Consider the following 25,745-nt stretch of genomic DNA (forward strand, 5'->3'; position numbering starts at 1 on the left):
ATGCGCACACCGGGCAACGGTCACGTTCCGGCAGCGGTGGCATGGCCCACATACGGCGACCGGAGAATGTAAGGCCACTGACCGGCCGCGATAGGATCTGCCGCGTGAGCAAACCAGCCCTTGCTCCGGAGTTCCGCTATGCCGAATTGCTGCCCTCCGGCGCCGACGACACGCCCTATCGCCTCATCACCACGGAGGGGGTGTCCACAGTCGACGTCGACGGTCAGACCTTCCTGAAGGTCGCGCCGGAAGCACTCGAGCGCTTGACGTCCGAGGCGATGCACGACATCAGCCACTACCTGCGCCCGGCGCACCTGCGGCAGTTGCGCAGGATCATCGACGACCCGGAGGCATCGGGCAACGACCGCTTCGTCGCACTCGATCTACTCAAGAACGTCAACATCTCCGCAGGGGGCGTTCTGCCGATGTGCCAGGACACCGGCACAGCGATCGTCATGGGCAAGAAGTCGGAGGGGGTGCTGACCGGCGTCGACGACGGCGAGTGGATCTCACGCGGCGTCTATGACGCCTACACCAAGCTCAACCTGCGCTATTCGCAGCTCGCTCCGTTGACGACCTACGACGAGAAGAACACCGGCACCAATCTTCCTGCGCAGGTGGAGATCTACTCGACGCAGCAGGGACCGAAGGGCCCCGAGTACAAGTTTCTGTTCATGGCCAAGGGCGGCGGCAGCGCCAACAAGTCATTCCTGTTCCAGGAGACCAAGGCGATCCTCAACCCCGAGCGCCTATTGTCCTTCCTCGACGAGAAGATCAGGTCGCTCGGCACTGCCGCGTGCCCCCCGTATCACCTCGCCGTGGTGATCGGCGGGACGTCGGCCGAGTTCGCTGTGAAGACAGCCAAGTACGCGTCGGCCCACTACCTCGACACCCTTCCGACGGAGGGCTCGATGTCGGCGCACGGCTTCCGTGACCTCGAGTTGGAAGAGGACGTTTTCAAGCTCACCCAGTCGTTCGGCATCGGAGCGCAGTTCGGCGGCAAGTACTTCTGCCACGACGTCCGCGTGGTTCGTCTCCCCCGCCACGGAGCGTCGTGCCCGGTTGCCATCGCCGTCTCCTGCTCGGCCGACCGGCAGGCCCTGGGGAAGATCACCGCCGACGGCGTGTTCCTCGAACAGCTCGAAACCGATCCGGCACAGTACATGCCGGACGCCGGGGTCACCGAGGACATCGAGGGCGGTGAGGTGGTACAGGTCGACCTCAATCGTCCGATGCCAGAAATTCTCGCCGAGTTGTCGAAGTATCCGGTGAAGACCCGACTGTCCCTCACCGGACCGCTCGTCGTGGCGCGCGACATCGCCCACGCCAAGATCAAGGAACGACTCGACGCAGGCGAACCGATGCCGCAGTATCTGCGCGATCACCCCGTCTACTACGCGGGCCCCGCCAAGACGCCCGAGGGCATGGCATCGGGGTCGTTCGGACCCACGACGGCCGGCCGCATGGACTCCTACGTCGAGCAGTTCCAGGCCGCGGGCGGTTCGATGGTCATGCTGGCGAAGGGAAATCGCTCCCAACAAGTCACCCGGGCATGCGACGCCCACGGCGGCTTCTACCTGGGTTCGATCGGCGGTCCCGCCGCCCGTCTCGCCCTCGACTGCATCAAGAGCCAGGAGGTCATCGAGTACCCCGAGCTCGGCATGGAAGCCGTGTGGAAGATCGAGGTCGAGGACTTCCCCGCGTTCATCGTCGTCGACGACAAGGGCAACGACTTCTTCACCGACCCGTCGGGGTCGGTGACCGTGCCGCTGGGCGGCGTGCGGATCCGGTCAAAGGAGCGCTGAGCGAGCGGTCTTGCGGCTCGTACTCTTCCGGGCACGGACACCGCACCGCGGCGTCGAGTCGGGCCCCGTCATGATCCCCAGTGCCTCTGCCGTACACAGGTGCCGGATTCTGCCACCTGTGTACGGCAGACGCGGCCCCACAATCCGCTGCGAGTAGCGTTGATTGAGGTAGTCCTAACCCACCGTCGAGAACCGGAGGACGAGAGACAGATGGCGCAGCAGCAGTACCGCATCGAGCACGACACCATGGGCGAGGTCAAGGTCCCCGTCGACGCGCTGTGGCGCGCGCAGACACAGCGCGCCGTCGAGAACTTCCCGATCAGCCACCGTCCGCTCGAGCGGACCCAGATCCGTGCGATGGGCCTACTCAAGGCCGCCTGCGCACAGGTCAACAAGGATCTCGGACTACTCGACGCGACCAAGGCCGACGCCATCATCGCCGCGGCGAAAGAGATCGCGGACGGCAAGCACGACGACCAGTTCCCCATCGACGTCTTCCAGACGGGCTCGGGGACCAGCTCCAACATGAACGCCAACGAGGTGATCGCGTCGATCGCGAAGGCGGGCGGCGTCGACGTCCACCCGAACGATGACGTCAACATGTCGCAGTCGTCGAACGACACATTCCCGACGGCCACCCATGTGGCGGCCACCGAGGCGGTTGTCACCGACCTCATCCCCGCGCTCGACCATCTGCGACTTGCACTGCTCGCCAAGGCCGAACAGTGGCGTGAGGTGGTCAAGAGCGGCCGCACCCACCTGATGGATGCTGTTCCGGTCACGCTCGGGCAGGAGTTCAGCGGCTATACCCGCCAGGTGGAGGCCGGAATCGAGCGTCTGGTGGCGACGCTGCCCCGCGTCGGCGAGGTCCCCATCGGTGGAACGGCCGTCGGAACCGGGCTCAACGCGCCCGACCACTTCGGCACCAAGGTCGTCGACGAGTTGGTCAGACTGACCGATGTCGACTCGATCACTCTGGCCAAGAACAACTTCGAGGCACAAGCCGCACGGGACGGTCTTGTCGAGCTGTCGGGTCAGCTCAAGACGATCGCAGTGTCTCTGACCAAAATCGCCAACGACGTCCGCTGGATGGGCTCGGGTCCATTGACCGGCTTGGCCGAGATCCATCTTCCCGACCTCCAGCCGGGCAGTTCGATCATGCCCGGCAAGGTGAATCCCGTTCTGCCCGAGGCCGTGACGCAGGTAGCGGCCCAGGTTATCGGCAACGACGCGGCCGTCACCTGGGGCGGCGGTAATGGAGCGTTCGAGCTCAACGTCTATATCCCGATGATGGCGCGCAACGTGCTCGAATCGCTGAAGCTGCTCGCCAACGTCTCCCGACTGTTCGCCGACCGTTGTATCGCAGGGCTGCAGGCAGACGACGAGCGTCTGCGGACTCTGGCCGAGAGCTCCCCGTCGATCGTGACTCCGCTCAACTCGGCCATCGGCTACGAGGAGGCCGCGGCGGTCGCGAAGCAGGCGCTCAAGGAGCACAAGACGATTCGGCAGACCGTCATCGACCGTGGTCTCGTGCCCGACAAGCTCAGCGAGGAAGAACTCGACAAGCGCCTCGACGTGTTGAAGATGGCCAACCTCGACCACAAGCGTTGAGCCGTCGATAGAGTCGGGCCATGTCCGATCTGACACCCTTCCCGACAGACTGGCACACCGCGCTGGCACTCGTCGCACATCCCGACGATCCCGAATACGGGATGGCGGCGGCGGTTGCGAAGTGGACCGACGAGGGTAAACGCGTGGTGTATGCCCTCGCGTCGAGCGGTGAAGTCGGTATCGAAGGCATGAATGCGGCCGAAGCCGGCCCGCTGCGGGAGGGCGAGCAGCAGACGTCGGCCGCGATTGTCGGCGTCGACGAGGTCGAGTTCTGGGGCTTTCCGGACAGCAACATTCGCAACACACCGGAACTGCGCGCTGCGATCGCCGACACCATCAGACGTGTCGATCCGCAGGTGGTGCTCTCACTCTACGGGGGCGCGGAGTGGGCTCCGGGTAAGCCCAATCAGCGCGACCACATGGAGTTCTCGGCTGCGGTCCTCGACGCCTACGACTCTCTCGGCGGCGACGCCCCCCGGTGGCTGTTCGAGAACGGTCCGCACCCGACCCATGCGGTCGACGTCACCGACCAGGTCGACATCGCTGTGAAATCCCTTGCTGCGCATCAGGTGTACCTGAGCGTTCTCGATCCGGACACCCCAGTGGTGGAGCAGGCCCGCGCTCAGGTCGAGGCGATGACCGCGCCGCGCGACGACTTCGGTGGTCGCCGCGCGGCGTGCTTCGAGCTCAAGCGGGAGCGGGCGTAGTCCACACCGCCGCCCGACAGAGTTGGGTCGAATCCGAAAACGTGGGTGCTGTTGCACCCACGCCCTTCGATTCGACCCAACTTCAGGCCGGCTACTTCTCCAGAGCTACTTCGTACCCAGCAGCGTCGGGATGAGGTTGACCAGCTGGGTCAGCAGATCGCTCAATCCCTTGTCGCCCAGGATGTCCGATACTCCCGGAAGGCTCGGCGAGGCGGGTGTCGTCGGTGACGTCTTCGACGGCGCGGTCGTGGTAGGACCGTCACCCGTCGGGGCCGCTGCGTTCACACCGATGGTGATCTTCGGATGCTTGGCCGGGTCGAGCCACATGAGGATCTTGCGCATCACGTCACGGTCGATCGCCACACACCCCTGTGTGGGCTCGCCGTTGGTGACATGGAGGAACATCGCTGACGCCTTGCCGGGCGTGCGTTGCGGGTTGTGCGCGATGTTGACCGCGTAGTCGTACACCGGGCCGGAGTCGTACAGGTTTTCACTGTCACCCCCCGGACTCTTCGGTGAGTGAACGTGGGTGTTGTAGGTCGGCGACTTCATGTTGGAGTCCCACCAGTCCTGACGGGTCGCCTGGAAGTACGGCATCTTGGTGCCAGGGTTGGCCTGCCTGCCGAACGCCTGGTCGAGCGCGAAGGTGCCCTCGGGGGTGCGGGGAACGTTGTCCTTCGGTTCGCCCATACCCTGCGACCCGAGGAACGCCTTGGTGGGACCAAAGGCGGGCTTCCACGTCTTGTCCGCGCCCTTGTCGAACGCGGTCAGCGTCGCGGTGGTGTCGCTGGCCCTAGGCGCTGTCACCACGATCATCTGGCTGGTGTCCGACGAGGTGGTCCCCGGCGCCGTCGAGCCGTTGCCAGCCAGTTTGTCGAGGAGCCCGTCCACCGCCGGGATGCCAATCGACGGAAGTGTGGGTGTCGCCGGTCTGGTCGGACTCGTCGGTGTGGTCGGGCTGGTGGGGTTAGTCGAGGTTCCCGGCGCGGCCAATGCCTGGCCGGTACCGGCAACGATTGCAGCCATCACCGCAATCGCTACAAGTCCCAACAGTCTCATCCGCCTCATCAGTAACTTCTGCACCACACAAGTGTGACAAATGGCAAGGACTCGTGAGTCTCAGGGGGATTACGGTGCTGCACTGATCGGATGACACCGACTGAGAAGACAGCTACTTGAACATGAACTCAGCCTCATCTACTGTCCTTGGTGACGTAGCGCACACCGCCTGATCCTGGCGCCGCTCACACACCTCGAAGGGGAACACAGATGAGCACTGTCAATACCGTCACCGGACCGGTGGACTCCGCGGACCTGGGAAGAACGCTCATCCATGAGCACATCTTCGTGGTCGGCGAGGAGTACCGGCAGAACTACCAGGACGACTGGAACGAGGATCAGAAGATCGCCGACGCGGTTCGCGACCTCACCGAACTCAAGAGTCTCGGCATCGACACGATCTTCGATCCGACCGTCCTCGGGCTCGGGCGCTACATTCCGCGCATCAAGCAGATCGCCGAGCAGGTCGATCTCAACATCGTCGTGGCAACCGGCCTCTACACGTACAACGACATCCCCTTCCAGTTCCACTACACCGGGCCCGGTCTGCTGTTCGACGTGGACGAACCACTGGTGGATCTCTTCGTCCGCGACCTCACGAAGGGCATCGCCGACACCGGGGTCCAGGCATCGTTCCTCAAATGCGCGATCGAGGAGCCCGGCCTGACGCCCGGCGTCGAGCGCGCCATGCGCGCGGTCGGCGCGGCCCACGTACACACCGGCGCACCGATCACCGTGCACACCAACCCGCACACCGGGTCCGGACTCGTCGCCCAACGTATTCTCCGCGAGGAGGGCGTCGACCTGACAAAGGTGGTCATCGGACATTCCGGCGACTCCACCGATCTCGACTACCTCATGAAGATCGCCGACGAGGGATCGATTCTGGGCATGGACAGGTTCGGACTCGACGTACTACTGCCCTTCGACGACCGCATCAACACCATCGTCGAACTCACGAAGCGCGGGTACGCCGATCGAATGGGACTCGCCCACGACGCGTCGTGCTTCATCGACTGGTTCGATCCGGAGGCCAAGAAGCAGGCCGTCCCCAACTGGAACTACCGGCACATCAGCGAGGATGTCCTACCCGCACTGCGCGAGCGCGGAGTCAGCGACGCCGACATCGACACCATGCTCGTCGACGTCCCGCGCCGCTACTTCGAGTGATCGACGCCTCCGCCAGATCTCGACCAAGGACAACCATGGCCAATCCCGTTGCCGCCCTGTGGAAGGGCGCAGATACCCATCCCGACCGTATCGCCGTGCGCAGCGGCGATCGTATCCTCCGATACGGCGAACTACGCGACCGAATAGCGCGCAGCGCAGCGCATTTCGCCGGTCTCGGCATCACTCCGGGCGATCGGGTTCTCCTCGTGGCCCCGTCGATTCCCGAGTTCGTCATCGCGTACTACGGACTCCACACGATCGGTGCCACCGTCATCACGGTCAACACGATGTCGACCACTCACGAGATCGACTACGTGGTCGACGATTCCGGAACGTCACTGATCGTCGCGTGGCAGGAGTCCGCGGCAGCAGCCGATCTCGTCGCGACCGAGCACGGCATACCGTTCGTCGAGGTCCGACCATTCGAAGACGATGCGAGCGCGGATGGACCGTCGGTCGACACATTCGTCGAACGCGACGAGAACGACACCGCGGTCATCCTGTACACCTCCGGAACGACCGGGAAGCCCAAGGGTGCACAGCTGAGTATCGCCAACGTCAACGCGGCGCCGATCGCGTTCCGACCGGCACTGCGCCTCGGGGACGAAGAGCGCTGGGCCACCGCACTTCCACTGTTCCACTGCTTCGGCCAGGTTGTCGTCATGCACAATGCGCTATCGTGGGGCGGCAGTTTGTCCCTGCTCTCCCCTTTTGCGCCTGTCGAGTTCATGAACCGCCTGCGCGACGAACGTGTCACCATCGCCTGTGGCGTCCCGACGATGTGGAATGCGATGCTGCAGAGCGCATCCGGATATGCTCCGACGGATTTCGAGGACCTACGGCTGGCGTGTTCGGGCGGGGCGTCGATGCCCGGAGAAGTGATCCGTGCGTTCGCCGACAAGTTCGGGTGTGCGATCCTCGAGGGCTACGGCCTCACCGAGACCGCAGGCACCGCCACGTTCCGCAACCTCGACGGTGCGCCGAAGGTCGGGACAGTGGGAACAGCGTTGCCGGGCTTCACGATCGAGGTACGTGACCCTGACGGCACACCGCTGCGCGACGACGAGGTCGGTGAGATCTTCATCAAGGGACCGACGGTGATGACGGGCTACTGGAACCGACCGGAAGCCACGGCTTCGGAACTGATCGACGGATGGCTCCGGACAGGCGACATCGGCTCGATGGACACTGAAGGCGACGTTCGGATCATCGACCGCGCAAAGGATCTCATCATCCGCGGCGGGTACAACGTGTACCCGCGCGAGGTCGAGGAAGTGCTCTACACCCACCCCGACATCGTCGAGGTCGCCGTGGTGGGTGTGCCAGATTCTCATTACGGCGAGGAGATCGCCGCGGTGATCGCTGTTCGGTCCGGCGCCACTCTGACCACCGATACCCTGCGAGAGTGGGCGAAGGAACGGCTCAGCGCCTACAAGGTGCCGCGCATCGTCCACGTCGTCGATGAACTCCCGAAAGGTGCGACCGGCAAGATCCTCAAGCGAGCGATCGACCGCGATTCGCTGCGAGAACTCAGCTCGAGCGGCTCGGGTACACCACGACGTCGATGAGATCCTCGTCGAGATCAATCCAGTAGTGCAGGCACCGTTGCCGGGCGGGGCTACGCGCGATCGGGGCGTCGGACTCCGATCGCATTGACCCACAGCCGCGTGGCGGTGTCGACCATCGCGTCCACGTCGGACGGTTCGCCGCCGACGATGAACGCCTGGTAGGCCATTCGCGACACCATGCCCGACAGCGCCGCTGCGGCGGCTACTGCGTCGAGATCGGGATCGGCGATGCCACGCTCCTGCAGTTCCCTGATGTGCCGTGCGTTGCGCTCGACGAACACCAGGCTGCGTTGCCGGCGCTTCTCGCGGAACTCCGCCATCGTCGACGACACCTGCTCGAGGACCAGTCGCAATCCCGCGTTGCGCCGGTATGCCTCGAAATACGCCCGATTGGCGGCAGCGAGGATCTCGGTCGGGTCGTCCTCCGAGCCGGGCTCCACATGGGGAAAGCCCGGATGCAGCATGTCCTGATGCGCCTCGGCGAGCACCGCGTCGAGTATCTCTTCCTTGCTGTCGAAGTAGGTGTAGAACGATCCGATCGAGCACTGCGCCTCGGTCGTGATGTCGGTGAGCCTGGAGTCGGCGAACCCGTCACGCTCGAACACCGTGCGCGCCGCCGACACCAGGGAGGCGCGCGTCCTCTCCCCGCGTGCGGTGAGCGGCTTGCGCACGGTGGAACCAGACGCGACCGACGGCACCTCCAGCGCGGTGTCGGGCGCGGCCTTCTCGTCGGTCTCGGCGCTCATCGGATTCTCCTCGGCGATCTCGGGGCTCACCTCGCGGTTGGCCCGACAGTCGGATCGATCAACGGTATCGGTTCACCGCAGTCCTGCCTCATCGGCCATCGCGGACGCCTTCGCCACGAAGCGATCGACCACTGCTGCGGTCGGCACACCGACGGCGGCACGATTGGTCGGGTCATCCTGCACCCGACGCACAACGCCTTCGACGATGATCGCGACCTTCCACAGCCCCAGCGTGCGCCAATACTTCAACGCCTGCGGATCGCGACCGGTGATCCGCAGATAGTCCGCAGCGACGTCCGACGGGGACGGGAACCCATCCATGGTCTCCGCACTGAAGCGCCCCGGGATCTCCTCCCCCACTTCGGGCCAGTACGCGAGCGTGCTGCCGATGTCGGCGAGCGGGTCACCGAGCGTCGACAGTTCCCAGTCGAGCGCGGCCTGCACCTCGCCGGTCTCCGGATCGACCATCACATTCCGAATGTGGAAGTCGCCGTGCACCAACGACGTCTCGTGCTGCTCAGGAGCATTCTCGGCGAGCCGTCGGGTCAACGAATCCAACTCGGGGATCTCGCGCGTCTTGGAGTGCTCCCACTGCGCGGCCCATCGTTTCAGCTGGCGGTGCGCATACGGTTTGTGGCTGGCGAGATCGCTCAGACCCGTCGCGTCGAGATCGACGGCATGGATGTGCGCAAGCGTCTGCATCATCGACGTGCCGACGTTCCGGCGCGCCGCCATGGGAAGCATCTCCGCGCTCTCCCGCTTCTCCAGCGACACACCGTCGACGAATTCCATCACGACGAGCGGAACCGGCGTCACCGCCTCGTCGGTGCACACGCCGTACACCGCGGGCACCCGAACGTCGGTCGGTGCCAGGGCGGACAGGATTCGCGCCTCGCGGGCGACGTCGTGCGCGGAGGCGAGCAGGTGCCCGACGGGAGGTCGACGCAGGACGTATCGCCGACCCGATTCATCGGAGAGCAGGTAGGTCAGATTGGACTGCCCACCACCGATTCTCGTCGCATGCACCTGATCATCGAACTCGATCCCGTTGTCCGACAACCATCCTCGCAACGCTTCTGCGTCGACCTCGGGAATGTGGAGACCAGCCACCGACGCGCTCACCAGCGCGCCGCCAGTGCCTGATCCGATACTCCCGCAACCGTCTCGGGAGCCGGTGAGGTGCGGTACGGCCGCAGTTCGCGCCGCGCGATAGCCCGCTTGTGCACCTCGTCGGGGCCGTCGGCGAGCCGCAGGGTACGAATGTGTGCGTATGCCATGGCGAGTGGGAAGTCGTCGGTGACGCCCGCACCACCGTGCACCTGGATTGCGCGGTCGATGATCTTCAGTGCGACGTTGGGGGCCGCCACCTTGATCGCGGCGATCTCGGTCGCCGCCGCCTTGTTACCGACGGTGTCCATCATCTCTGCAGCTTTCAGAGTGAGCAGGCGCACCATCTCGATGTCGATGCGCGACTCCGCGATCCAGTCCTGGATGTTCGCGCGGTCGGCCAGAGGCTCGCCATAGGTCACGCGCGTCGCTGCTCGCGCACACATCAGCTCGAGCGCGCGTTCGGCCATCCCGATGGTCCGCATGCAGTGATGGATACGTCCCGGCCCCAGGCGCGCCTGGGCGATCGCGAAGCCCTCACCCTCGCCCTTGAGCACATCGGTGGCCGGCACCCGAACGTTGTCGAATACCAGTTCGCCGTGGCTCTCGCGATCGACGTAGCCGAAGACCGGCAGGTTACGCACGATGGTGACACCCGGCGCATCGGTGGGGACGACCATCATCGACTGCTGTTTGTGCGTCGGCGCAGTGGGATCGGTCTTGCCCATCACGATGAGTACCTTGCAATCCGGACGAACCGCGTTGGACGCGAACCACTTCCGTCCGTTGAGGACGTACTCGTCACCATCGCGCACCATCGACAACTCGATGTTGGTGGCGTCCGAACTCGCCACCGCGGGTTCTGTCATGGCGAACGCCGAGGAGATCTCCCCGTTGAGCAACGGCTTGAGGTAGCGCTCCTTGTGCTCGTCGGTGCCGAAGAGCGTGAGCACCTCCATGTTCCCGGTGTCGGGAGCGTTGCAGTTGAACACCTCCGACGACCAGACGACGCGGCCCATGATCTCCGCGAGCGGCGCGTACTCGAGGTTGGTCAGCCCCGGCCCCCACTCCTTGTGCGGATGGAACAGATTCCAGAGTCCCTCCGCTCGTGCCTTCTCCTTGAGCTGGTCGAGAATCGGCGGGTTGGCATGCGGATTGTCGAGCTCGCGCATCTGCTGCTCGTACACCGCCTCGTTGGGGTAGATGTACTGGTCCATGAAGTCCAGCAGGCGCTGGCGATATTCCGCTGCGCGCGGCGACATCTCGAACAGGCTCATCGGGTTCTCCTTACGGTGGAAGGCTGTGGGTGAATGGGTTGTCAGGCGTCGGCGAGTTGATCGCGCAGTGTGTGCTGGTACCGGCGCATCCCGCGCAGCCAGCGGTCGTAATCGGCGCCCTTGTTGCGATACATCTCGAGGACCTCGGGGTGCGGCAGGATCAAGAAGTGCTCGTCGGCGATGGCGGCAAGCACGACCTCGGCCACCTCGGTCGGTGTGAGTACCCGGCCGGCGGTCTCCACGGCCGCCTGCATCAGCAACTCGTCGCGGTCCTCCGACATCGCGCGCGGCCGGAGCAGGGGCGTGTCGACGCCCATCGGGCACAGACAGCTCACCTTGACCCCATCGTCGCCATAGGCGACGTTGAGCCACTCGGCAAAGCCGACCGCCGCATGCTTGGTGGTGGAGTAGATGGCCGATCCGAGCTGCGTCAGCAGCCCCGCCGCCGACGCGGTCGACACGAAGTAGCCGCCGCCGCGTTCAACCCATTCGGGAACGAGACGCCGAGCGGCACGCACGTGCGCGAGCAGGTTGACGTTGAGCGCGACGTCCCAGTCCGCATCGGATGCAGCCAGGCCCGGTCGGCCCGCGATGCCCGCATTCGCCACATAGATGTCGACGGCACCGAAACGCGACTGCGCGAGCTCCACCGTCGCGTCGATGTGCTCTGTCGATCCCGCATCCCCTGCGAGCGCGGCGATCCGTTCGCCGGTCGGGTCGATCGCGGCAGCCGCGCTGGTCAGCGCCGCGTCGTCGAGGTCGGTGACGACGACGCGAGCGCCACCGTCCACGAGAGCACGAGCGACTGCGGAGCCGATTCCACCCGCCGCACCTGTGACGATCGCTACACTTCCGTCGATGTTCATAGACGGAACCGTACTTGAACCCAATTTCAGGTTCAAGTACGGTTCCGCTCTTTTCCGACGTCGGTTCGTCAGCCGAGCATCTTGACCATCGAGTTGGAGTCCTCACCGCTGCGCCGAAGGATCGCCGCGGAGATTGCGAGCACCACCAGGGTGAGAGCGAGCATCAGCGTCGACATCGCGGCGACCTCCGGGCGTAGTGCGACGCGGACGTTGGAGAACACGTAGACCGGCCACGGCGTGTACCCCGGCTGCTGCACGAACGTGGAGATCACGACGTCGTCGAGGCTGAAGGTGAACGCCAGGAGCATGCCTGCGATGATTCCCGGCATGGCCGCCGGGAGGATGACGTGGCGCAATCGCGCGAGCGGCGAGGCATAGAGGTCGGCGGCCGCTTCCTCGAGGGCAGGATCGAGGGAGGCGACCCGGGCACGCACGATGAACGTCACCACCACCATCGAGACCACCGCGTGCGAGATGACGAGACGGAACAGTCCGTTGTTGAACGGCGTCAGTCCACCGTCCACGCCGAGGGTGACGTACCAGGGCAGAAAAGCCACCGCGTCGGCGATGTCCGGGGTGACGAGTGTGACCGTGAGCAACCCCAACAGTCCGATCGACCACCATCGGGGCCTGCGCGAGATACCGATTCCGATTCCGGCAAAACCGCCGAGAACGGTTGCCAGCAGAGCTGACAGGATGCCGACCTCGAGCGAGACCTCCACCGAGCGCACGATGGTGTCGTTGGTAAGGGCGTCGGAGTACGCGGTGAACCCGAACGAATCGAACTGCTGCAGAAGACGGCCTGTGTTGAACGAGTACACGACGATGACCGCGATGGGCAGAAACAGGAACACGAACACGATGACGGCCCATGCCTTGATCGCGAAGGTGTACCAATCAAACTGTGTCCGTAGCGGTTTCATCGTCAACGGCGGCAGCGAACCCGACTTCTCGCCCGAATGTGCGGGAAGCCGGACGTCGAAGACCCTCCTGTCGAGGTACGCGGCGATGGCTTTGACGATCAGCCCCGCGAGAACCACGCACGCCAGCACCACGAGCATCAGCGAGACGGTCATGGCCGAGCCCAATGCCCAGTTCTGCGCCGTCTCGAACTGCGCGGCGATCATCTGGCCGGCCATCGTGCCCTTGGCGCCGCCGAGCACCGAGGGCGTGACGTAGTCACCCATCAGCGGGATGAACACCAGCAGCACGCCCGACGCGATGCCGGGTGCGGCGAGCGGAAGCGTGATCCGGAAGAACGTCGTCCACCGGTTGGCGCCGAGGTCTCGGCTCGCCTCGCGCAGCGACAACCCCGCCCGGTCCATCGCGACATAGAGCGGGAAGATCATCAGCGGCAGGTAGTTGTAGACGACGCCGATCTGCACCGCGGCGCGGGTGTAGAGGATACCGACTTCGCCGAGACCCATGCCCTGCATCGCGCTCGACAACCACCCCGACGGCGCAAGGGTGATCTGCCAGCCGATGGTGCGGACGAGAAAGTTGGTGAAGAACGGGATGATGATGAGCGCCAAGTAGAGCGGCCGACGCCGTGGATTGCTCTTCACCGCAAGCCAATACGCGAACGGGATGCCGATCAGCAGCGTGAGGACCACTCCGATGACGGCGATCTGAAGCGTGTTGGAGAAGGTCGAGCGGTAGTCGACACCGAACGCTTCGCCGTAGTTGTCCAGCGACAGACGATCGGTCGCATAGGTGGTGAACTGGTCGGGCTTGTAACCGAAGCTGTACCAGATCACCAGCGCGAGCGGGATCACGAAAAAGAAGACGATATACGCCCACGCCGGGAAGGTCATCCCGCCCGCACCGAAAAGACGCTGTCGGAGTGGGGGTTTGGGGGTACGAATCGGCCTACTCTCCGGCTCGGAGTGCTTCGGTACCGGTGCGAGTGTGTCTGTGGCGGTCATCGGGCGCTCCTCGCCTGCATCTGATTGAGGATCTCGGTACGCTCCTGCGTCGCCGAGTCGACGGTCGCGACGACGAGACGGTCGACGATCTCGTCGGACGGGAAGAGCAGCTCGGGAAACGGCAGGTCGGCGGCTTTCGCCTTCTCGACCATCCCCTTGACTCCTGTCTGGTATCCGATGTACTGCAACTCGGTGAACGAGACGTCCGGATCGAGCATGTGATTGATGAACGCGTATGCAGCGCCGGGGTGTTGGGTGCCCCGGACGATCGCGAAGTTGTCGGTGAACAGATTCGCCGTGGGCAACGGGTACACGAACCCCCACTTGTCGGGATCGCTCTCGTTCGACAACGTCAGTCGCGCATCACCATTCCATGCCTGGAGCAAGGTGTAGGCGCCGCCGGACACGATCGACGTGATCGACGAGTTGTAGCCCTGGATGGTCGGAGCGAGCTGATTTACCAGGATGTTGCGTGCTGCGGCAAGATCTTTGGCGTTCGTCGTGTTCGGGTCGATGTTCATCGATCCCATCGCGATCGACACGACCTCCCACGGGTCCTCGAGCACGCTGACCTTGCCCTTGGCGGGCCCGCGTGCGAGGTCGATGAAATCCTTCCACGACGTCGGGGTCTTGTCGGTGAGTGACTTCTGGTACATGAACCCCGTTGTGCCCCAGTTCTTGCACGCAGCGTGGCGCGAGTTCGGATTCCACGGCGGGTTGAAGAACCGCTCTTCGAGGTTCTTCAGGTTGGGTATCCGCGAGTGGTCGAGTTCGTCGAGCAACCCGTGCTCCACCATCTGCGGGATGTACACCCCCGTCGGAACCACGACGTCGTAGCCGGAGGTACCGCGCGCCGCAGCGAGTTTCGCGATCATCTCCTCGTTGGAGCCGAACGAATCGACCTGCAGCCGCACGCCGAACTTGTTGCGGTAAGCATCGAGATCACCCGGGTCCTCGTAGTCGCCCCAGCTGTAGTAGTTGAGTTGGCCTTCGATGTCGCCGGACACGGGTTTCGACGCGGCGATCGTCTTGTCCCCGCCACACGCCGTCACGGCAAGTCCTGCGACTGTCACGCCGATCCCTGCGAGAAAGCTACGCCGGGTGATCCGCGATACGGCCGCCTGCGGAACAAGAGCACGCACCGCCACCGGATCGTCGTCGATCCGCTGCTGCCGGCTCACTTGACGAACACCCGCGTGTCGGCTCCGGCAAACGTACAGGTGACGCGTTGACCGTCACGGAGTTCGGGGAAGTTGCGCGTTGCTCCACGCACCAACACCTCGGTGCCCGCATCGGTGGTGACCACGACCTGTGTGAGGTCGCCGAGGAAGGACACGCCCGCGGTTGTGCCGGAAATGACGTTGTCGGCGCTGTCGATGTCGACCTGGGTTTCGGCAAACCAGATCGCCTCCGGCCGGATGGCGACCACGAGGTCGCCTGACAGCCCCGTCGGGTCGTCGGCGACGGCGAAGGGTCCGTCTGTGGTCGGAAGCCGCCCGTCGGTCATGGTCCCGGTGACCTCGAAGAACGTCTGTTTGCCGACGAAGTCGGCAACGAACCGATTCACGGGCTCGGCGTAGATGTCCCTGCCGTCTCCCACCTGCGCGACGCGTCCCTCACTCATCACGACGATGCGGTCGCTCATCGAGAGCGCCTCCTCCTGATCGTGTGTCACGAACACGAAGGTGGTGCCCAGATCCTTCTGGAGCAGTTTGAGTTCGATCTGCATCTCCTCGCGTAGCTTGCGGTCCAGAGCACTCATCGGTTCGTCGAGCAGCAGAACGTCCGGACGGTTCGCGAGCGCGCGAGCGAGTGCCACGCGCTGCTGCTGCCCACCCGACAGCATCGCCGGTTTGCGGTCGGCGAATCGGGTCATCTGCACGAGCTCGAGCGCTTCGGCGACGCGCTGCCCGATCTCTTTCTTCGCCACCTTGCGTTGCCGCAGACCGAATCCGACGTTCTGTGCAACCGACATGTGCGGGAACAATGCATACGACTGGAACACCGTGTTCACGGGTCGACGTTCCGGTGGGACGTCGACGATCGATGTTCCGTCGAGCGTGATGTCGCCTTCGGTGGGACGTTCGAAGCCTGCAAGCATGCGCAGGAGCGTCGTCTTGCCGCATCCCGATGGCCCGAGGAGGGAGACGAATTCGCCCGCGGCGACGTCGAGATCAATGTTCGTCACGGCAATGTGGCCGTTGTCGTACACCTTGGTCACGCCGTGCAGTGAGATGGCACCGCGCTGCTCGGTGCTCTCCCCCGCCGGCTTCGTGGTGGTTGCGACTGCCGTCATGGATGGGTCCTCTCGTAAACGATCTGGCCGTCGGCGACGGTCATATCGGCTCGGGTTTGCCAGAGCGATTCCGGTTGCTCGGCAAAAGGATTGCGGTCTTCGACGACGAGGTCGGCGCGCGCCCCAGGCCGAATGACACCGGCTTGGTCCCGTCTGTTCAGGTGCGCCGATCCGCGTGTGTACGCGGCGAGCGCGGTGGTCAGGCCCAGCGCCTCGTCGGGTAGAAGCGGCTCGACCGATTCGCCGGGTGGAATACGGTTCACCGCAACGGAGATCGCCGCCCAGGGATCTGGGGTGCTCACCGCCCAGTCGCTGCCCATCGCGAGGGCGGCGCCCGACCGCTCGAGTGAACCGAAGGGGTAGTGCCATCGATAGCGCTCGTCGCCGATGGCGGGGTACACGAGCGCCAGCATGGATTCGTCGTTGCACGCCCAGAGCGCCTGCATGTTGGCCGTCACACCCAGACGGGCGAACCGCACGAGGTCGGTGGGGCGCACGAGTTGAAGATGCGCGATGTGATGTCTTCCGGTGGTCAGACCGTTGGCGATGCGCGCGGCCTCGACAGCATCAAGTGCTGCGGTGACGGCGGCGTCGCCGATCGCGTGGAAGTGGATGTCGAGTCCTGCTGCGTCACAAGCGATGACCGCTTCTGTCAAGATCTTCTGGTCGAAGTACGCCAGCCCGGTGTCGACCGGAGCACAGGCACAGTCGCGGCAATAGGGTTCCGACATCGCCGCGGTCCGATTCTCCACCACGCCGTCGACCATGATCTTCACCGAATGCACGCTCCACCGCCGACCGGCGGTGTGCGTCCGGCGCGCCGCGAAACCCGCGACGACGTCGTCGATGGCCCACCTGTCGAGGTCTCGCGGAAGCCACGATGCGCCCACCACCTGCGCGGTGAGATCGCCGGCCGCCTCCGCGGAGGAGTACACCGAGTCCAGGTCTGCCATGCCCGGATACTCGCCGACGATGGCCTCCTGCCATCCCGTGACGCCGAGCGAGTGGAGATATTCCTGAGCGGTGAGCAGGCCCGAATACTGCTCCTCGACACCGGGCTGCGGCACGTGTCGGGCGACGAGGTCCATCGCGCCCTCGTGCAAGGTCCCGGTGGGCGATCCGTCGGCTGCGCGCTCGATGCGCCCGTCCGACGGGTCCGGAGTCGCCGCGTCGATCCCTGCCAGCTGGAGGGCACGCGAATTGACCCAGGCGTCATGGTGATCACGGTTGAGCAGGAACACCGGACGATCGCCGACAACGGCATCGAGAGCGGTCGCCGTCGGGCACCCGCGGTCGAAGTGACTCATCGTCCAACCGGAGCCGACGATCCAGTCGCGGTCGGTCGCTGAGGCGTACGCCGCGATCTCGTGAAGTGTCTGCGCGGCAGTGTCGGCGTCTGTCAGGTCGCAGGCGTTGCGGTCGACGCCTGCCGACAACGCATGAACGTGGGCATCGGTGAATCCCGGGTGCAGCAACCGTCCGGCAAGGTCGACGCGTTCGGCAGAGGGCATCTGCGCCACCACATTCTCGGTGTCGCCCACTGCGACAATCCGGCCCGACCGCACCCCCACCGCGCAGTCGTCGTGAAGTCGATACCCGTCGAAGACCGGGCCCGAATGAAAAACGGTGTCCGGAAGAGGTACAGCCACGTGCGTTGCGGTCCTTCCGTGCCGACAGTCGAAGTCGACGGTCCGATGACTGCGACCAGCTCCCCCGAGCAGTAGCTCAACTGCCGAAATTCGATGTTCTTGCGGAGAATCGTCACTGATTCCGCAAACATTCTCCATCTGAACGACTGCTTCTTAATCTGCTTGCAACATTGAGTGGCCTACCGTCTTCGTCATGCGCAATGGAGACGTCTCGTTCTGGTACTCGACGATCGGCCCTGTCCGCCGTCGCCCGCCCCTGGTCGGCGATCTCGACGCCGACGTTGCCGTGGTCGGCGGCGGACTCACCGGACTCTGGTCTGCCTACTACCTGGCGGCCGCACTGCCCGACGCACGCATCGTGGTCCTCGAGAAGGAGTTCTGCGGCTTCGGGGCGTCGGGGCGCAACGGCGGCTGGTTGTCGGCAGAGGTGCCGGGAAACCGGTCGCATTACGCACACATCGCGCAGCGACGTGGTCGCGACGGTCGTGAGGCGAATCGTCGGCTCACCGCGGCCATGCGCGCAGGCGTGGACGAGGTCCTGTCCCGTATCGACGTCGAGGGCATCGACTGCGACGCGGTGAAGTCCGGTGTGCTGCACATCGCGCGGTGCGCCGCACAGGAGTCCCGCCTACGTGAAGAACTCGACGCCGAGCGCCAACTCGGTGCCACCGACTGGGAACTCCTCGACGCCGACACCCTCGGCCACCGCCTGTCGATCCCACACGCCCGGGCCGCAATGTTCTCGCCCCAGTGCGCGCGGGTCAATCCGATGAAGCTCACCCGTGGCGTGGCCGACGCGGTCGAACGTCGAGGAGTGACGATCCACGAGGACACAGCTGTCGAGGAGATCAGCCCACGTGCGGTCCACACCGCGCGCGGAACCGTACGCGCCGAGACCATTCTGGTCTGCCTCGAGGGGTTCACCTCGACGATGCCCGGGCAGCACCGCGCGTTGCTTCCGCTCAACTCGTCGATGATCGTCACCGAGCCACTACCGGCGACGATGTGGGACGAGATCGCCTGGGCAGGTGCGGAACTGCTGGGCGAGACCGCGCATGCCTACACCTACTCCCAGCGCACCGCGGACGGTCGAATCGCGCTCGGCGGGCGCGGAGTGCCCTACCGATACGGTTCCGGAATAGACCACGAGGGCACCACCCAGCCACGCACCGCACAGTCACTGATCCGAGCGCTACACGAGTTGTTCCCGGCGACCGCCGACGTCGAGATCGCCCACGCGTGGTGTGGCGTGCTCGGGGTGAGCCGCGACTGGTCGGCATCGATCGACTTCGATCAGTCCACTGGAATCGGTTCGGCGTCAGGCTATGTCGGGTCAGGCCTCACGACGACCAACGTCGCTGCACGCACACTTCGCGACCTGGTCGTCGGGCAACGGACAGAGCTCACCGAACTGCCGTGGGTCGCACACCACGCGAAGAAGTGGGAGCCCGAACCCCTGCGCTGGTTGGGGGTTGCGACCATGTACGGAGCGTACCGGTCGGCGGACCGACGGGAAATGGACTCGACCTCCCCGACGACGAGTGTGATTGCACGCGTTGCGGATCGGATCTCGGGTCGGACGGGGTGAATGTGTGCCAACTCAGGAAATGTGTGTGCTGCAGTGACCAAGCCCTGGGATACGACACACATCTGCCCTGTCCGCCGGCACGGACCTCCGCCCGCGCACCGTATGAGTGCGCGGGCGGAAGTCGTTGTGCGGAAGGGCTTGTGAGTAGCTGTCAGTAGGTCGCGCCCGGCGCGAACTCCTCGAGCATGTCGGTGACCAGTGCCGCGATAGGCGAACGCTCGCTGCGGGTCAGTGTCACGTGCGCGAACAGCGGGTGGCCCTTGAGCTTCTCGATGACGGCGGCGACGCCATCATGACGTCCGACGCGCAGGTTGTCGCGCTGCGCGACGTCGTGGGTGAGCACCACCCGCGATCCCGTACCCAGTCGTGACAGCACCGTCAGCAACACATTTCGTTCCAGAGACTGCGCCTCGTCGACGATGACGAACGAGTCATGCAGCGATCGACCGCGAATATGCGTGAGCGGCAATACTTCCAGCATGCCGCGGCTGAGCACCTCCTCGATGACCTCCGGCGAGGCGAGCCCTTCGAGGGTGTCGAACACCGCCTGCGCCCACGGCCCCATCTTCTCGGCCTCACCGCCGGGGAGATAGCCGAGCTGTTGTCCGCCAACGGCATACAGCGGACGGAACACGACCACCTTGCGCTGGGTGCGACGTTCCAACACGGCCTCGAGGCCGGCACACAGCGCGAGCGCCGACTTTCCGGTGCCCGCCTTGCCGCCGAGCGACACGATCCCGACACTGTCGTCGAGCAACAGGTCGAGCGCGACCCGCTGCTCAGCCGAACGCCCGTGCAGCCCGAATGCCTCACGGTCGCCCCGCACCAGTTGCACCTGCTTGGCCTCGTTGACCCGGCCCAGAGCACTCGCCGAGCCGTGCCCGAGCAGCCGAACACCCGTATGACAGGGCAGTTCTCGTGCAGCGTCGAGGTCGACGACCCCGTCGGCGAACAGCGTGTCGATGACCGACTGATCGACGGTCAGCTCCGCCATGCCCGACCATCCGGAGACGACGACGTCCTGTGCGTGGTATTCGTCGGCGTCGAGGCCCACCGCACCGGCCTTCACGCGCAGCGGCGTGTCCTTGGACACCAGCGTGACGTCCTTGCCCTCGGCGCGCAGGTTCAGCGCGCACGCGAGGATGCGTGAGTCATTGGTGTCGGTGCGAAAGCCTGCGGGCAGCACGGCCGGGTCGGTGTGATTGAGCTCGATCTGCAGGGTGCCGCCGTCATCGCCGATCGGCAGCGGGACGTCGAGTCGTCCGTGTTCGAGACGCAGGTCGTCGAGCAGTCGTAATGCCTCACGTGCAAACCAACCGAGCTCGTGGTGGTGACGTTTGCCCTCGAGTTCGCTGATGACGACCAACGGCAGGACGACGTGGTGTTCAGCGAATCGTGTGACTGCCCAGGGATCGGAGAGCAGCACGGAGGTGTCGAGGACGTAGGTGCGTGTGGTCACGTGGGCTCCTACGTTTGTGCGGCACCCGCACAAACCAGTTCTTCGATGACCGGCTGGTTCTTGTCCGTTTCCCGGCGTCAGCCGAGGTGGACGAGGACCGGGGCCGGCCCCCTCGTGCTGCTGGTGCAACCCACGATGTGAACCTCCCGGACGAACCGCTTCCCCGCGGCCCGTCATTGGTCAACGTACGCGGATACCGACGTTCCGGCGCGACGTAAACGGGTGTGTCTACGTGAAATATGCGTAAACGGACGTATCGTCGAACCACGACGCGCAGAAGCGATGCCGTGGTGACGATACGTCCGTCAGCAGGGAGAATGCGCTGTTCAGCGACCGGCGCGCGCGAGGATACGAGCCTTTGCCGCGGCCGCCTCGTCGTTTAGCCCGTCGACACTTTCAAGCTTCAACTGATCGACGATCGACGCCGCGATCGCGTCGATGGTGCTCTCGTCCTGGTAGTCGGCGATCAGTGCGCGCTGCTCGTCGAAGTCGACGATGTCGAAGCCGATCGGCTCGTCGAGTCCCCGTGCGAGCGCTTTGTCGAGGGCGATGACAGCCGTGTCCTGGTCGGCGACGAGCCCGGCGCCGAGCAGGTTGACGAAGGTGCGCGACGACGTCTCGTCGTCGCCCGCGACCTTGTGCAGGATCTGGGCGAGGATGTCGTCGGTCACCGATGCCTGCATCTTCTCGATGAACTTCACGCTCTGTGCCTCGTGTACGGCCATGAGTGCCAGCACGTCGAGCGGCTTGAGCTCGTCGACCTGCGCCTCGTTCTGCCGGTAACCCGCGGTGACGTGAACTCGACGACGCTCCTCGGCATCGACCGGGTCGATCGCGCGACGGACGACGAGGTAGTCGCGCAGCACCACCGCGTGGCGGTTGTCCTCTGCCGTCCACACGCCGACGAGCTGACGCCAGTCGGAGAACGCCGGGAAGTACTTCGCGAGAATGCGGTGATACGACGGCAGGTTGTCCTTGGTCAGGAGGAGCGCCAGCAGCCCCGCCGCCGTCTCGTCGGACAGCGTCTGCTGCGAGGGATCCCAATCGTCGCCGCCCATGAAGGCGAAGTTGCGGCCGTCGTCCCACGGCACGTACTCGTGCGGATTCCACACGGTGGAAGCGAGCTGGTGATCCTCGGCGACCTCGGGGAGGGCCTTCTCCAGCGCGATGATCAGTTCGTCTTCGCTCAGTACGTTCATCGCGCCAAGGATACGGATGCCGGGGTGGCGATTTCAAACCGCCCCGACCTCCCCGATTCTGGCCAGATGTCCAGGTCAGACCCGGCTCATCAGCCCCCACTCCTCGAGTCCGTCGTACAGCGGGTGGTCGAGCGCCAGTCGCGACACCCGTCCGCGCAGCGCGGACACGTCGGCGTCGGACCCGGCCGCGAGCGCGGTGGCGATGATGTCGGCGACCTCGGTGAACTGCTCGTCGCCGAAGCCGCGCGTCGCGAGCGCAGGGGTGCCGATCCGCAGACCGGAGGTGACCATCGGCGGGCGCGGATCGAACGGCACCGCGTTGCGGTTGACCGTGATACCCACCTCATGGAGAAGGTCTTCGGCCTGCTGGCCGTCGAGCGGGCTGCTGCGCAGGTCCACCAGGACCAGGTGGACGTCGGTACCGCCGGTGAGGACCGAGACACCGGCCTTCTCGACGTCGGAGCCGGTCAGCCTCTCGGCGAGGATCTTGGCGCCCGAGAGCGTGCGGCGCTGGCGGTCGGCGAACTCCTCGGTGCCCGCGATCTTGAGTGCGACGGCCTTGCCCGCGATGGCGTGCATGAGCGGTCCGCCCTGTTGTCCGGGGAAGACCGACGAGTTGAGCTTCTTGGCCCACTCCTGCTTGGCGAGGATGATGCCCGAGCGTGGACCACCGAGGGTCTTGTGCACCGTCGAGGAGACGACGTCGGACGCAGGGACCGGGTTGGGGTGCAGACCGGCGGCGACGAGTCCGGCGAAGTGGGCCATGTCGGTCCACAGGTAGGCACCGACCTCGTCGGCGATCGACCGGAACGCGTCGAAGTCGAGTGTGCGCGGGTATGCCGACCAGCCCGCGACGATCACCTTGGGCTGCACGTCGAGGGCGATCTTGCGCACCTCGTCCATGTCGATCCGGAAGTCTTCCTTGCTGACACCGTAGAAGTGGTTCTCATACAGCTTGCCCGAGAAGTTCAGCCGCATCCCGTGGGTCAGGTGGCCGCCGTGCGCGAGGTCGAGGCCGAGGAGCTTCTCCCCCGGGTTCATCAGCGCCATCAGCACCGCGGCGTTCGCCTGCGCCCCCGAGTGGGGCTGCACGTTGGCGAAGTCGGCACCGAAGAGCTCCTTGGCACGGTTGCGCGCGATGTCCTCGACGACGTCGACGTACTCGCAGCCGCCGTAGTACCGGCGTCCCGGGTACCCCTCGGCGTACTTGTTGGTGAGCACACTGCCCTGGGCCTGCAGCACAGCGCGCGGAACGAAGTTCTCCGAGGCGATCATCTCGAGGGTGTCGCGCTGACGACTCAGCTCTCCGTTCATCGCGGCGGCCACGTCGGGGTCGAGCTCGGCCAGGGACATCGAGTTCAGACTCGCGGTGTTCGCTGAGATGGGGTTCTCGGTCATGGCGAACAGTCTATTGGCCCAGTTCGGCTCGGAGCAGCGCTGGGGTCAGTGGCTCATCGAGAAGCCTGCCGAATCGCTCGAGCCGTCCCTGCGCGGGCACCTGTTCAAGCCATTCCTCCAACAGTCGGTATCCCTCGACGTAGGTAGAGATGTAGGCCCGCCACAGCGGTGAGGTGAGGAATCGCAACATCTGTCGCGCCCGTTCCGGAGGAGCGAGCAGCCAGCGTTCCAGGAAGCCCGCAACGACGTCGACGTCGGCATGCTGGTCGTGCAACATCAGGGCGGCGTCCTGTCGCACGGTCAGCAGGCCCGACGACGCCCTGCCGACTCGCTGGGCGCGCTCACCGTCGAATCGCAGCCCGAGGTCGGCGTAGATCTCCTGCGCCCACAACCCCCAGTCGTCGCCGATGGCTGCATGCAGCGCGTGGTCGGCGAGCCCCTCCGCCATCAGACACTGCGGCGTGTTGACCAGGAAGATGGTCTGCTCGGCCTGCCCACCGCCGACGAGGATCTGCTCCTTACGGCAGTGCTCGGTGTGGTGCCCCGGGTACGCCTCGTGTGCGATGAGATGCGGCAGCGACGACATGTATTGCGTGAGGTCGGCGTTGATCGCGACCCGCGAGCGGTAGTTGCCGAGGTAGTAGTTGAAACCCGACCACGGCTTGTCGGTCACCACCTCGAACTCGACTATCTCGTTGTCGGACAACGGAAACTCGTCCCTGACCCGCTCACGCAGTGCACCGCTGAACGCACGCACGCATTCGTCGACACGCTCGGGCGGGATCTCGTCTGCGCGTCGGTACGCCGCGTAGGCATCGCTGAGCACCGGTCCACTCGCGTCAGGTACGCCGAGCGCAGAACCCAACTCGCCGTGCGCCTTTCGATAGTCGTCGGTGTCGGCGAGCGAGATGTCGACGTCGAAGTAGGCACGGACCTCGTCGACGAATCCGATCGGTTCCCCGGCGAACTTGCGTGCCGAACACTCCAGCGCGCGTAGATGGGCGTCGACGAACGCAGCCCGGTCGGCGGGGAGTCCCGCGGGAAGTTCGCCACGCAGCCCGCGCGCGCGATCGGCGAGCCGGGCGGGGTCGGGAGCCGGTCCCGAGGCGACCTCGGCACGCAACGCAGGATCACCGGTGTATGCATCGACGAAGCCCTCTTCGAGCCGGTCGAAGGCGAGACCGAGCCGCAGATAATCGGTGGTGAGATCCATCTCCGGGGTAGCCGACTCGCTGTACGACGTTGCCATGATGGAAGGCTACCGACAGCGACTTCGACGCGCCCTTCTAAGCTGTAGGCCATGACGACGAGGTGTGACTCGCGATCGCCCATGGGACGAGCCCGCTGATGGCGCGCGACACCACCGGCCGCGATCCCAGTCTGTATCTGGAGCTCGATCGCAAGCAATGGCGTGACCTGCGTGAATCCATGCCGATGGTGCTCAACGAGAACGAGCTCGACCAGCTCGTCGGCATGGGCGAGAACGTCGATCTCCGAGAGGTGGCCGAGGTCTACCTCCCGCTGTCGCGTCTCATCCACCTCCAGGTCGCCGCCCGACAACGACTCTTCGCAGCGACGTCGACCTTCCTCGGCGACCGACAGACCACCAAACAGGTTCCCTTCGTGATCGGGATCGCCGGAAGCGTGGCCGTCGGCAAGTCGACGACCGCCCGAATCCTCGCCGCGCTACTCGCCCGCTGGGAGTCGCACCCGAAGGTCGACCTCGTCACCACCGACGGATTCCTACTCCCCACGAGGGAACTCGAGCGTCGAGGCATCATGCACCGCAAGGGCTTTCCCGAATCCTACGACCGTAGGGGCCTGCTGCGATTCGTCACCGAGGTCAAGTCGGGCGCGCGCGAGGTGACGGCACCGGTCTATTCACACCTCACCTACGACATCGTCCCCGACGTGATGCACTATGTGCATCAACCCGACATCCTCATCCTGGAGGGTCTCAACGTGCTTCAGACGGGTCCGACGCTCATGGTGTCGGACCTGTTCGATTTCTCCATCTACGTCGACGCGAAAACCGCCGATATCGAGAACTGGTACATCTCGCGATTCCTGCAGATGCGGTCGACGTCGTTCGCCGACCCCAACTCGCATTTCCACCATTACTCGTCGCTGACCGACGACCAGGCCAAAGCCGCCGCACGCGACATCTGGACGTCGATCAACCTGCCGAATCTCCGGGAGAACATCCTGCCCACGAGGCCACGGGCGACGCTGGTGCTCCGCAAGGACGCCGACCACTCGATCAACCGGGTTCGGTTGCGCAAGTTGTAGATCGCACGCGGATGTGGGCCCAATCG

At 65.0% G+C, this 25,745-nt stretch carries 20 protein-coding genes; 7 read left to right on the forward strand and 13 right to left on the reverse strand.

Going from position 1 to position 25,745, the window contains the following annotated elements; translation table 11 throughout:
* Positions 1 to 104 precede the first annotated feature (104 nt).
* The 3 genes from GOACH_RS11850 (at position 105) to GOACH_RS11860 (ending at position 4,123) form a co-directional block, all read left to right on the forward strand.
* A complete protein-coding gene (locus GOACH_RS11850; RefSeq protein ID WP_005174873.1) occupies positions 105 to 1,805 on the forward strand; it encodes a fumarate hydratase in 1,701 nt (566 codons plus the stop codon).
* A 210-nt stretch (positions 1,806 to 2,015) separates the two neighbouring features.
* Entirely contained in the window at positions 2,016 to 3,416 is a 1,401-nt protein-coding gene (locus GOACH_RS11855) for a class II fumarate hydratase (RefSeq protein ID WP_005174874.1), read from the forward strand.
* 20 nt (positions 3,417 to 3,436) lie between these two features.
* Positions 3,437 to 4,123: a PIG-L deacetylase family protein gene (locus GOACH_RS11860; protein ID WP_005174875.1), complete on the forward strand. Its 687-nt coding sequence runs from the start codon at positions 3,437 to 3,439 to the stop codon at positions 4,121 to 4,123.
* Between the two features lie 105 nt (positions 4,124 to 4,228).
* Here GOACH_RS11860 and GOACH_RS11865 read toward each other — a convergent pair whose 3' ends face one another.
* Positions 4,229 to 5,182, reverse strand: a complete 954-nt coding sequence (locus GOACH_RS11865; protein WP_040518492.1) for a L,D-transpeptidase family protein — start codon at positions 5,180 to 5,182, stop codon at positions 4,229 to 4,231.
* Between the two features lie 210 nt (positions 5,183 to 5,392).
* On the opposite strand from GOACH_RS11865, the gene GOACH_RS11870 reads away from it, so the two are divergent.
* Together GOACH_RS11870 and GOACH_RS11875 are read left to right on the forward strand one after the other, a co-directional pair.
* Entirely contained in the window at positions 5,393 to 6,352 is a 960-nt protein-coding gene (locus GOACH_RS11870; RefSeq protein WP_005174877.1) for a phosphotriesterase family protein, read from the forward strand.
* A gap of 35 nt (positions 6,353 to 6,387) precedes the next feature.
* Complete coding sequence (locus tag GOACH_RS11875; protein ID WP_005174878.1) at positions 6,388 to 7,920, forward strand: AMP-binding protein; 1,533 nt, start codon at positions 6,388 to 6,390, stop codon at positions 7,918 to 7,920.
* A gap of 50 nt (positions 7,921 to 7,970) precedes the next feature.
* On the opposite strand, the gene GOACH_RS11880 is transcribed toward GOACH_RS11875, so the two are convergent.
* The 8 genes from GOACH_RS11880 to GOACH_RS11915 all read right to left on the reverse strand — a co-directional run bounded on the left by GOACH_RS11880 (position 7,971) and on the right by GOACH_RS11915 (position 17,786).
* A complete protein-coding gene (locus tag GOACH_RS11880; protein WP_005174879.1) occupies positions 7,971 to 8,666 on the reverse strand; it encodes a TetR/AcrR family transcriptional regulator in 696 nt (231 codons plus the stop codon).
* Between the two features lie 72 nt (positions 8,667 to 8,738).
* A complete protein-coding gene (locus GOACH_RS11885; RefSeq protein ID WP_040518538.1) occupies positions 8,739 to 9,776 on the reverse strand; it encodes a phosphotransferase family protein in 1,038 nt (345 codons plus the stop codon).
* Between the two features lie 8 nt (positions 9,777 to 9,784).
* A complete protein-coding gene (locus tag GOACH_RS11890; protein ID WP_005174881.1) occupies positions 9,785 to 11,050 on the reverse strand; it encodes an acyl-CoA dehydrogenase family protein in 1,266 nt (421 codons plus the stop codon).
* Positions 11,051 to 11,091: 41 nt separating this feature from the next.
* Positions 11,092 to 11,916: an SDR family NAD(P)-dependent oxidoreductase gene (locus tag GOACH_RS11895; RefSeq protein WP_040518495.1), complete on the reverse strand. Its 825-nt coding sequence runs from the start codon at positions 11,914 to 11,916 to the stop codon at positions 11,092 to 11,094.
* Positions 11,917 to 11,984: 68 nt separating this feature from the next.
* A complete protein-coding gene (locus GOACH_RS11900) occupies positions 11,985 to 13,841 on the reverse strand; it encodes an ABC transporter permease subunit (protein ID WP_005174884.1) in 1,857 nt (618 codons plus the stop codon).
* Positions 13,838 to 15,022: a polyamine ABC transporter substrate-binding protein gene (locus GOACH_RS11905; protein ID WP_005174886.1), complete on the reverse strand. Its 1,185-nt coding sequence runs from the start codon at positions 15,020 to 15,022 to the stop codon at positions 13,838 to 13,840. Before GOACH_RS11905 ends, GOACH_RS11900 begins: the two co-directional genes overlap by 4 nt.
* Positions 15,019 to 16,137 (reverse strand): ABC transporter ATP-binding protein, encoded by a 1,119-nt coding sequence (locus tag GOACH_RS11910; protein ID WP_005174888.1) that lies wholly within the window; start codon positions 16,135 to 16,137, stop codon positions 15,019 to 15,021. Before GOACH_RS11910 ends, GOACH_RS11905 begins: the two co-directional genes overlap by 4 nt.
* Positions 16,134 to 17,786: an amidohydrolase gene (locus GOACH_RS11915; protein ID WP_005174890.1), complete on the reverse strand. Its 1,653-nt coding sequence runs from the start codon at positions 17,784 to 17,786 to the stop codon at positions 16,134 to 16,136. Before GOACH_RS11915 ends, GOACH_RS11910 begins: the two co-directional genes overlap by 4 nt.
* 193 nt (positions 17,787 to 17,979) lie before the next feature.
* On the opposite strand from GOACH_RS11915, the gene GOACH_RS11920 reads away from it, so the two are divergent.
* Complete coding sequence (locus GOACH_RS11920) at positions 17,980 to 19,374, forward strand: NAD(P)/FAD-dependent oxidoreductase (protein ID WP_005174892.1); 1,395 nt, start codon at positions 17,980 to 17,982, stop codon at positions 19,372 to 19,374.
* Between the two features lie 151 nt (positions 19,375 to 19,525).
* On the opposite strand, the gene phoH2 is transcribed toward GOACH_RS11920, so the two are convergent.
* The 4 genes from phoH2 to GOACH_RS11940 form a co-directional block, all read right to left on the reverse strand.
* Positions 19,526 to 20,833 carry an RNA 5'-3' helicase PhoH2 gene (gene phoH2, locus GOACH_RS11925; RefSeq protein ID WP_005174894.1) on the reverse strand — a complete coding sequence of 436 codons (1,308 nt, stop codon included), beginning with the start codon at positions 20,831 to 20,833 and terminating at the stop codon, positions 19,526 to 19,528.
* 326 nt (positions 20,834 to 21,159) lie between these two features.
* A complete protein-coding gene (locus GOACH_RS11930) occupies positions 21,160 to 22,032 on the reverse strand; it encodes an acyl-ACP desaturase (RefSeq protein ID WP_005174896.1) in 873 nt (290 codons plus the stop codon).
* A gap of 75 nt (positions 22,033 to 22,107) precedes the next feature.
* The gene (gene glyA, locus GOACH_RS11935) at positions 22,108 to 23,385 is read right to left on the reverse strand and encodes a serine hydroxymethyltransferase (RefSeq protein WP_040518542.1); all 1,278 of its coding nucleotides are present in this window, start codon (positions 23,383 to 23,385) and stop codon (positions 22,108 to 22,110) included.
* A 55-nt stretch (positions 23,386 to 23,440) separates the two neighbouring features.
* On the reverse strand, positions 23,441 to 24,679 hold the full coding sequence (locus GOACH_RS11940) for a hypothetical protein (RefSeq protein WP_005174900.1): 1,239 nt from the start codon (positions 24,677 to 24,679) through the stop codon (positions 23,441 to 23,443).
* A 98-nt stretch (positions 24,680 to 24,777) separates the two neighbouring features.
* Between GOACH_RS11940 and coaA the strand changes: the two genes are divergently transcribed.
* The gene (gene coaA / locus GOACH_RS11945) at positions 24,778 to 25,719 is read left to right on the forward strand and encodes a type I pantothenate kinase (protein ID WP_005174902.1); all 942 of its coding nucleotides are present in this window, start codon (positions 24,778 to 24,780) and stop codon (positions 25,717 to 25,719) included.
* Positions 25,720 to 25,745: the final 26 nt, after the last annotated feature.

Origin of the sequence: Gordonia aichiensis NBRC 108223 (assembly GCF_000332975.1) — a bacterium.
Lineage (GTDB): Bacteria > Actinomycetota > Actinomycetes > Mycobacteriales > Mycobacteriaceae > Gordonia > Gordonia aichiensis.

Bases quoted from the DNA above. Each gene is read 5' to 3' on its own strand.
- GOACH_RS11855 (WP_005174874.1), top strand. From the start codon at position 2,016: ATGGCGCAGCAGCAGTACCGCATCGAGCACGACACCATGGGCGAGGTC.
- GOACH_RS11860 (WP_005174875.1), top strand. From the start codon at position 3,437: ATGTCCGATCTGACACCCTTCCCGACAGACTGGCACACCGCGCTGGCA.
- glyA (WP_040518542.1), bottom strand. From the start codon at position 23,385: ATGTCCCTGGCCGAGCTCGACCCCGACGTGGCCGCCGCGATGAACGGA.
- GOACH_RS11930 (WP_005174896.1), bottom strand. From the start codon at position 22,032: ATGAACGTACTGAGCGAAGACGAACTGATCATCGCGCTGGAGAAGGCC.
- GOACH_RS11890 (WP_005174881.1), bottom strand. From the start codon at position 11,050: ATGAGCCTGTTCGAGATGTCGCCGCGCGCAGCGGAATATCGCCAGCGC.
- GOACH_RS11880 (WP_005174879.1), bottom strand. From the start codon at position 8,666: ATGAGCGCCGAGACCGACGAGAAGGCCGCGCCCGACACCGCGCTGGAG.
- GOACH_RS11895 (WP_040518495.1), bottom strand. From the start codon at position 11,916: ATGAACATCGACGGAAGTGTAGCGATCGTCACAGGTGCGGCGGGTGGA.
- coaA (WP_005174902.1), top strand. From the start codon at position 24,778: ATGGCGCGCGACACCACCGGCCGCGATCCCAGTCTGTATCTGGAGCTC.
- GOACH_RS11875 (WP_005174878.1), top strand. From the start codon at position 6,388: ATGGCCAATCCCGTTGCCGCCCTGTGGAAGGGCGCAGATACCCATCCC.
- GOACH_RS11865 (WP_040518492.1), bottom strand. From the start codon at position 5,182: ATGAGACTGTTGGGACTTGTAGCGATTGCGGTGATGGCTGCAATCGTT.
- GOACH_RS11870 (WP_005174877.1), top strand. From the start codon at position 5,393: ATGAGCACTGTCAATACCGTCACCGGACCGGTGGACTCCGCGGACCTG.
- GOACH_RS11910 (WP_005174888.1), bottom strand. From the start codon at position 16,137: ATGACGGCAGTCGCAACCACCACGAAGCCGGCGGGGGAGAGCACCGAG.
- GOACH_RS11900 (WP_005174884.1), bottom strand. From the start codon at position 13,841: ATGACCGCCACAGACACACTCGCACCGGTACCGAAGCACTCCGAGCCG.
- GOACH_RS11920 (WP_005174892.1), top strand. From the start codon at position 17,980: ATGCGCAATGGAGACGTCTCGTTCTGGTACTCGACGATCGGCCCTGTC.
- GOACH_RS11940 (WP_005174900.1), bottom strand. From the start codon at position 24,679: ATGGCAACGTCGTACAGCGAGTCGGCTACCCCGGAGATGGATCTCACC.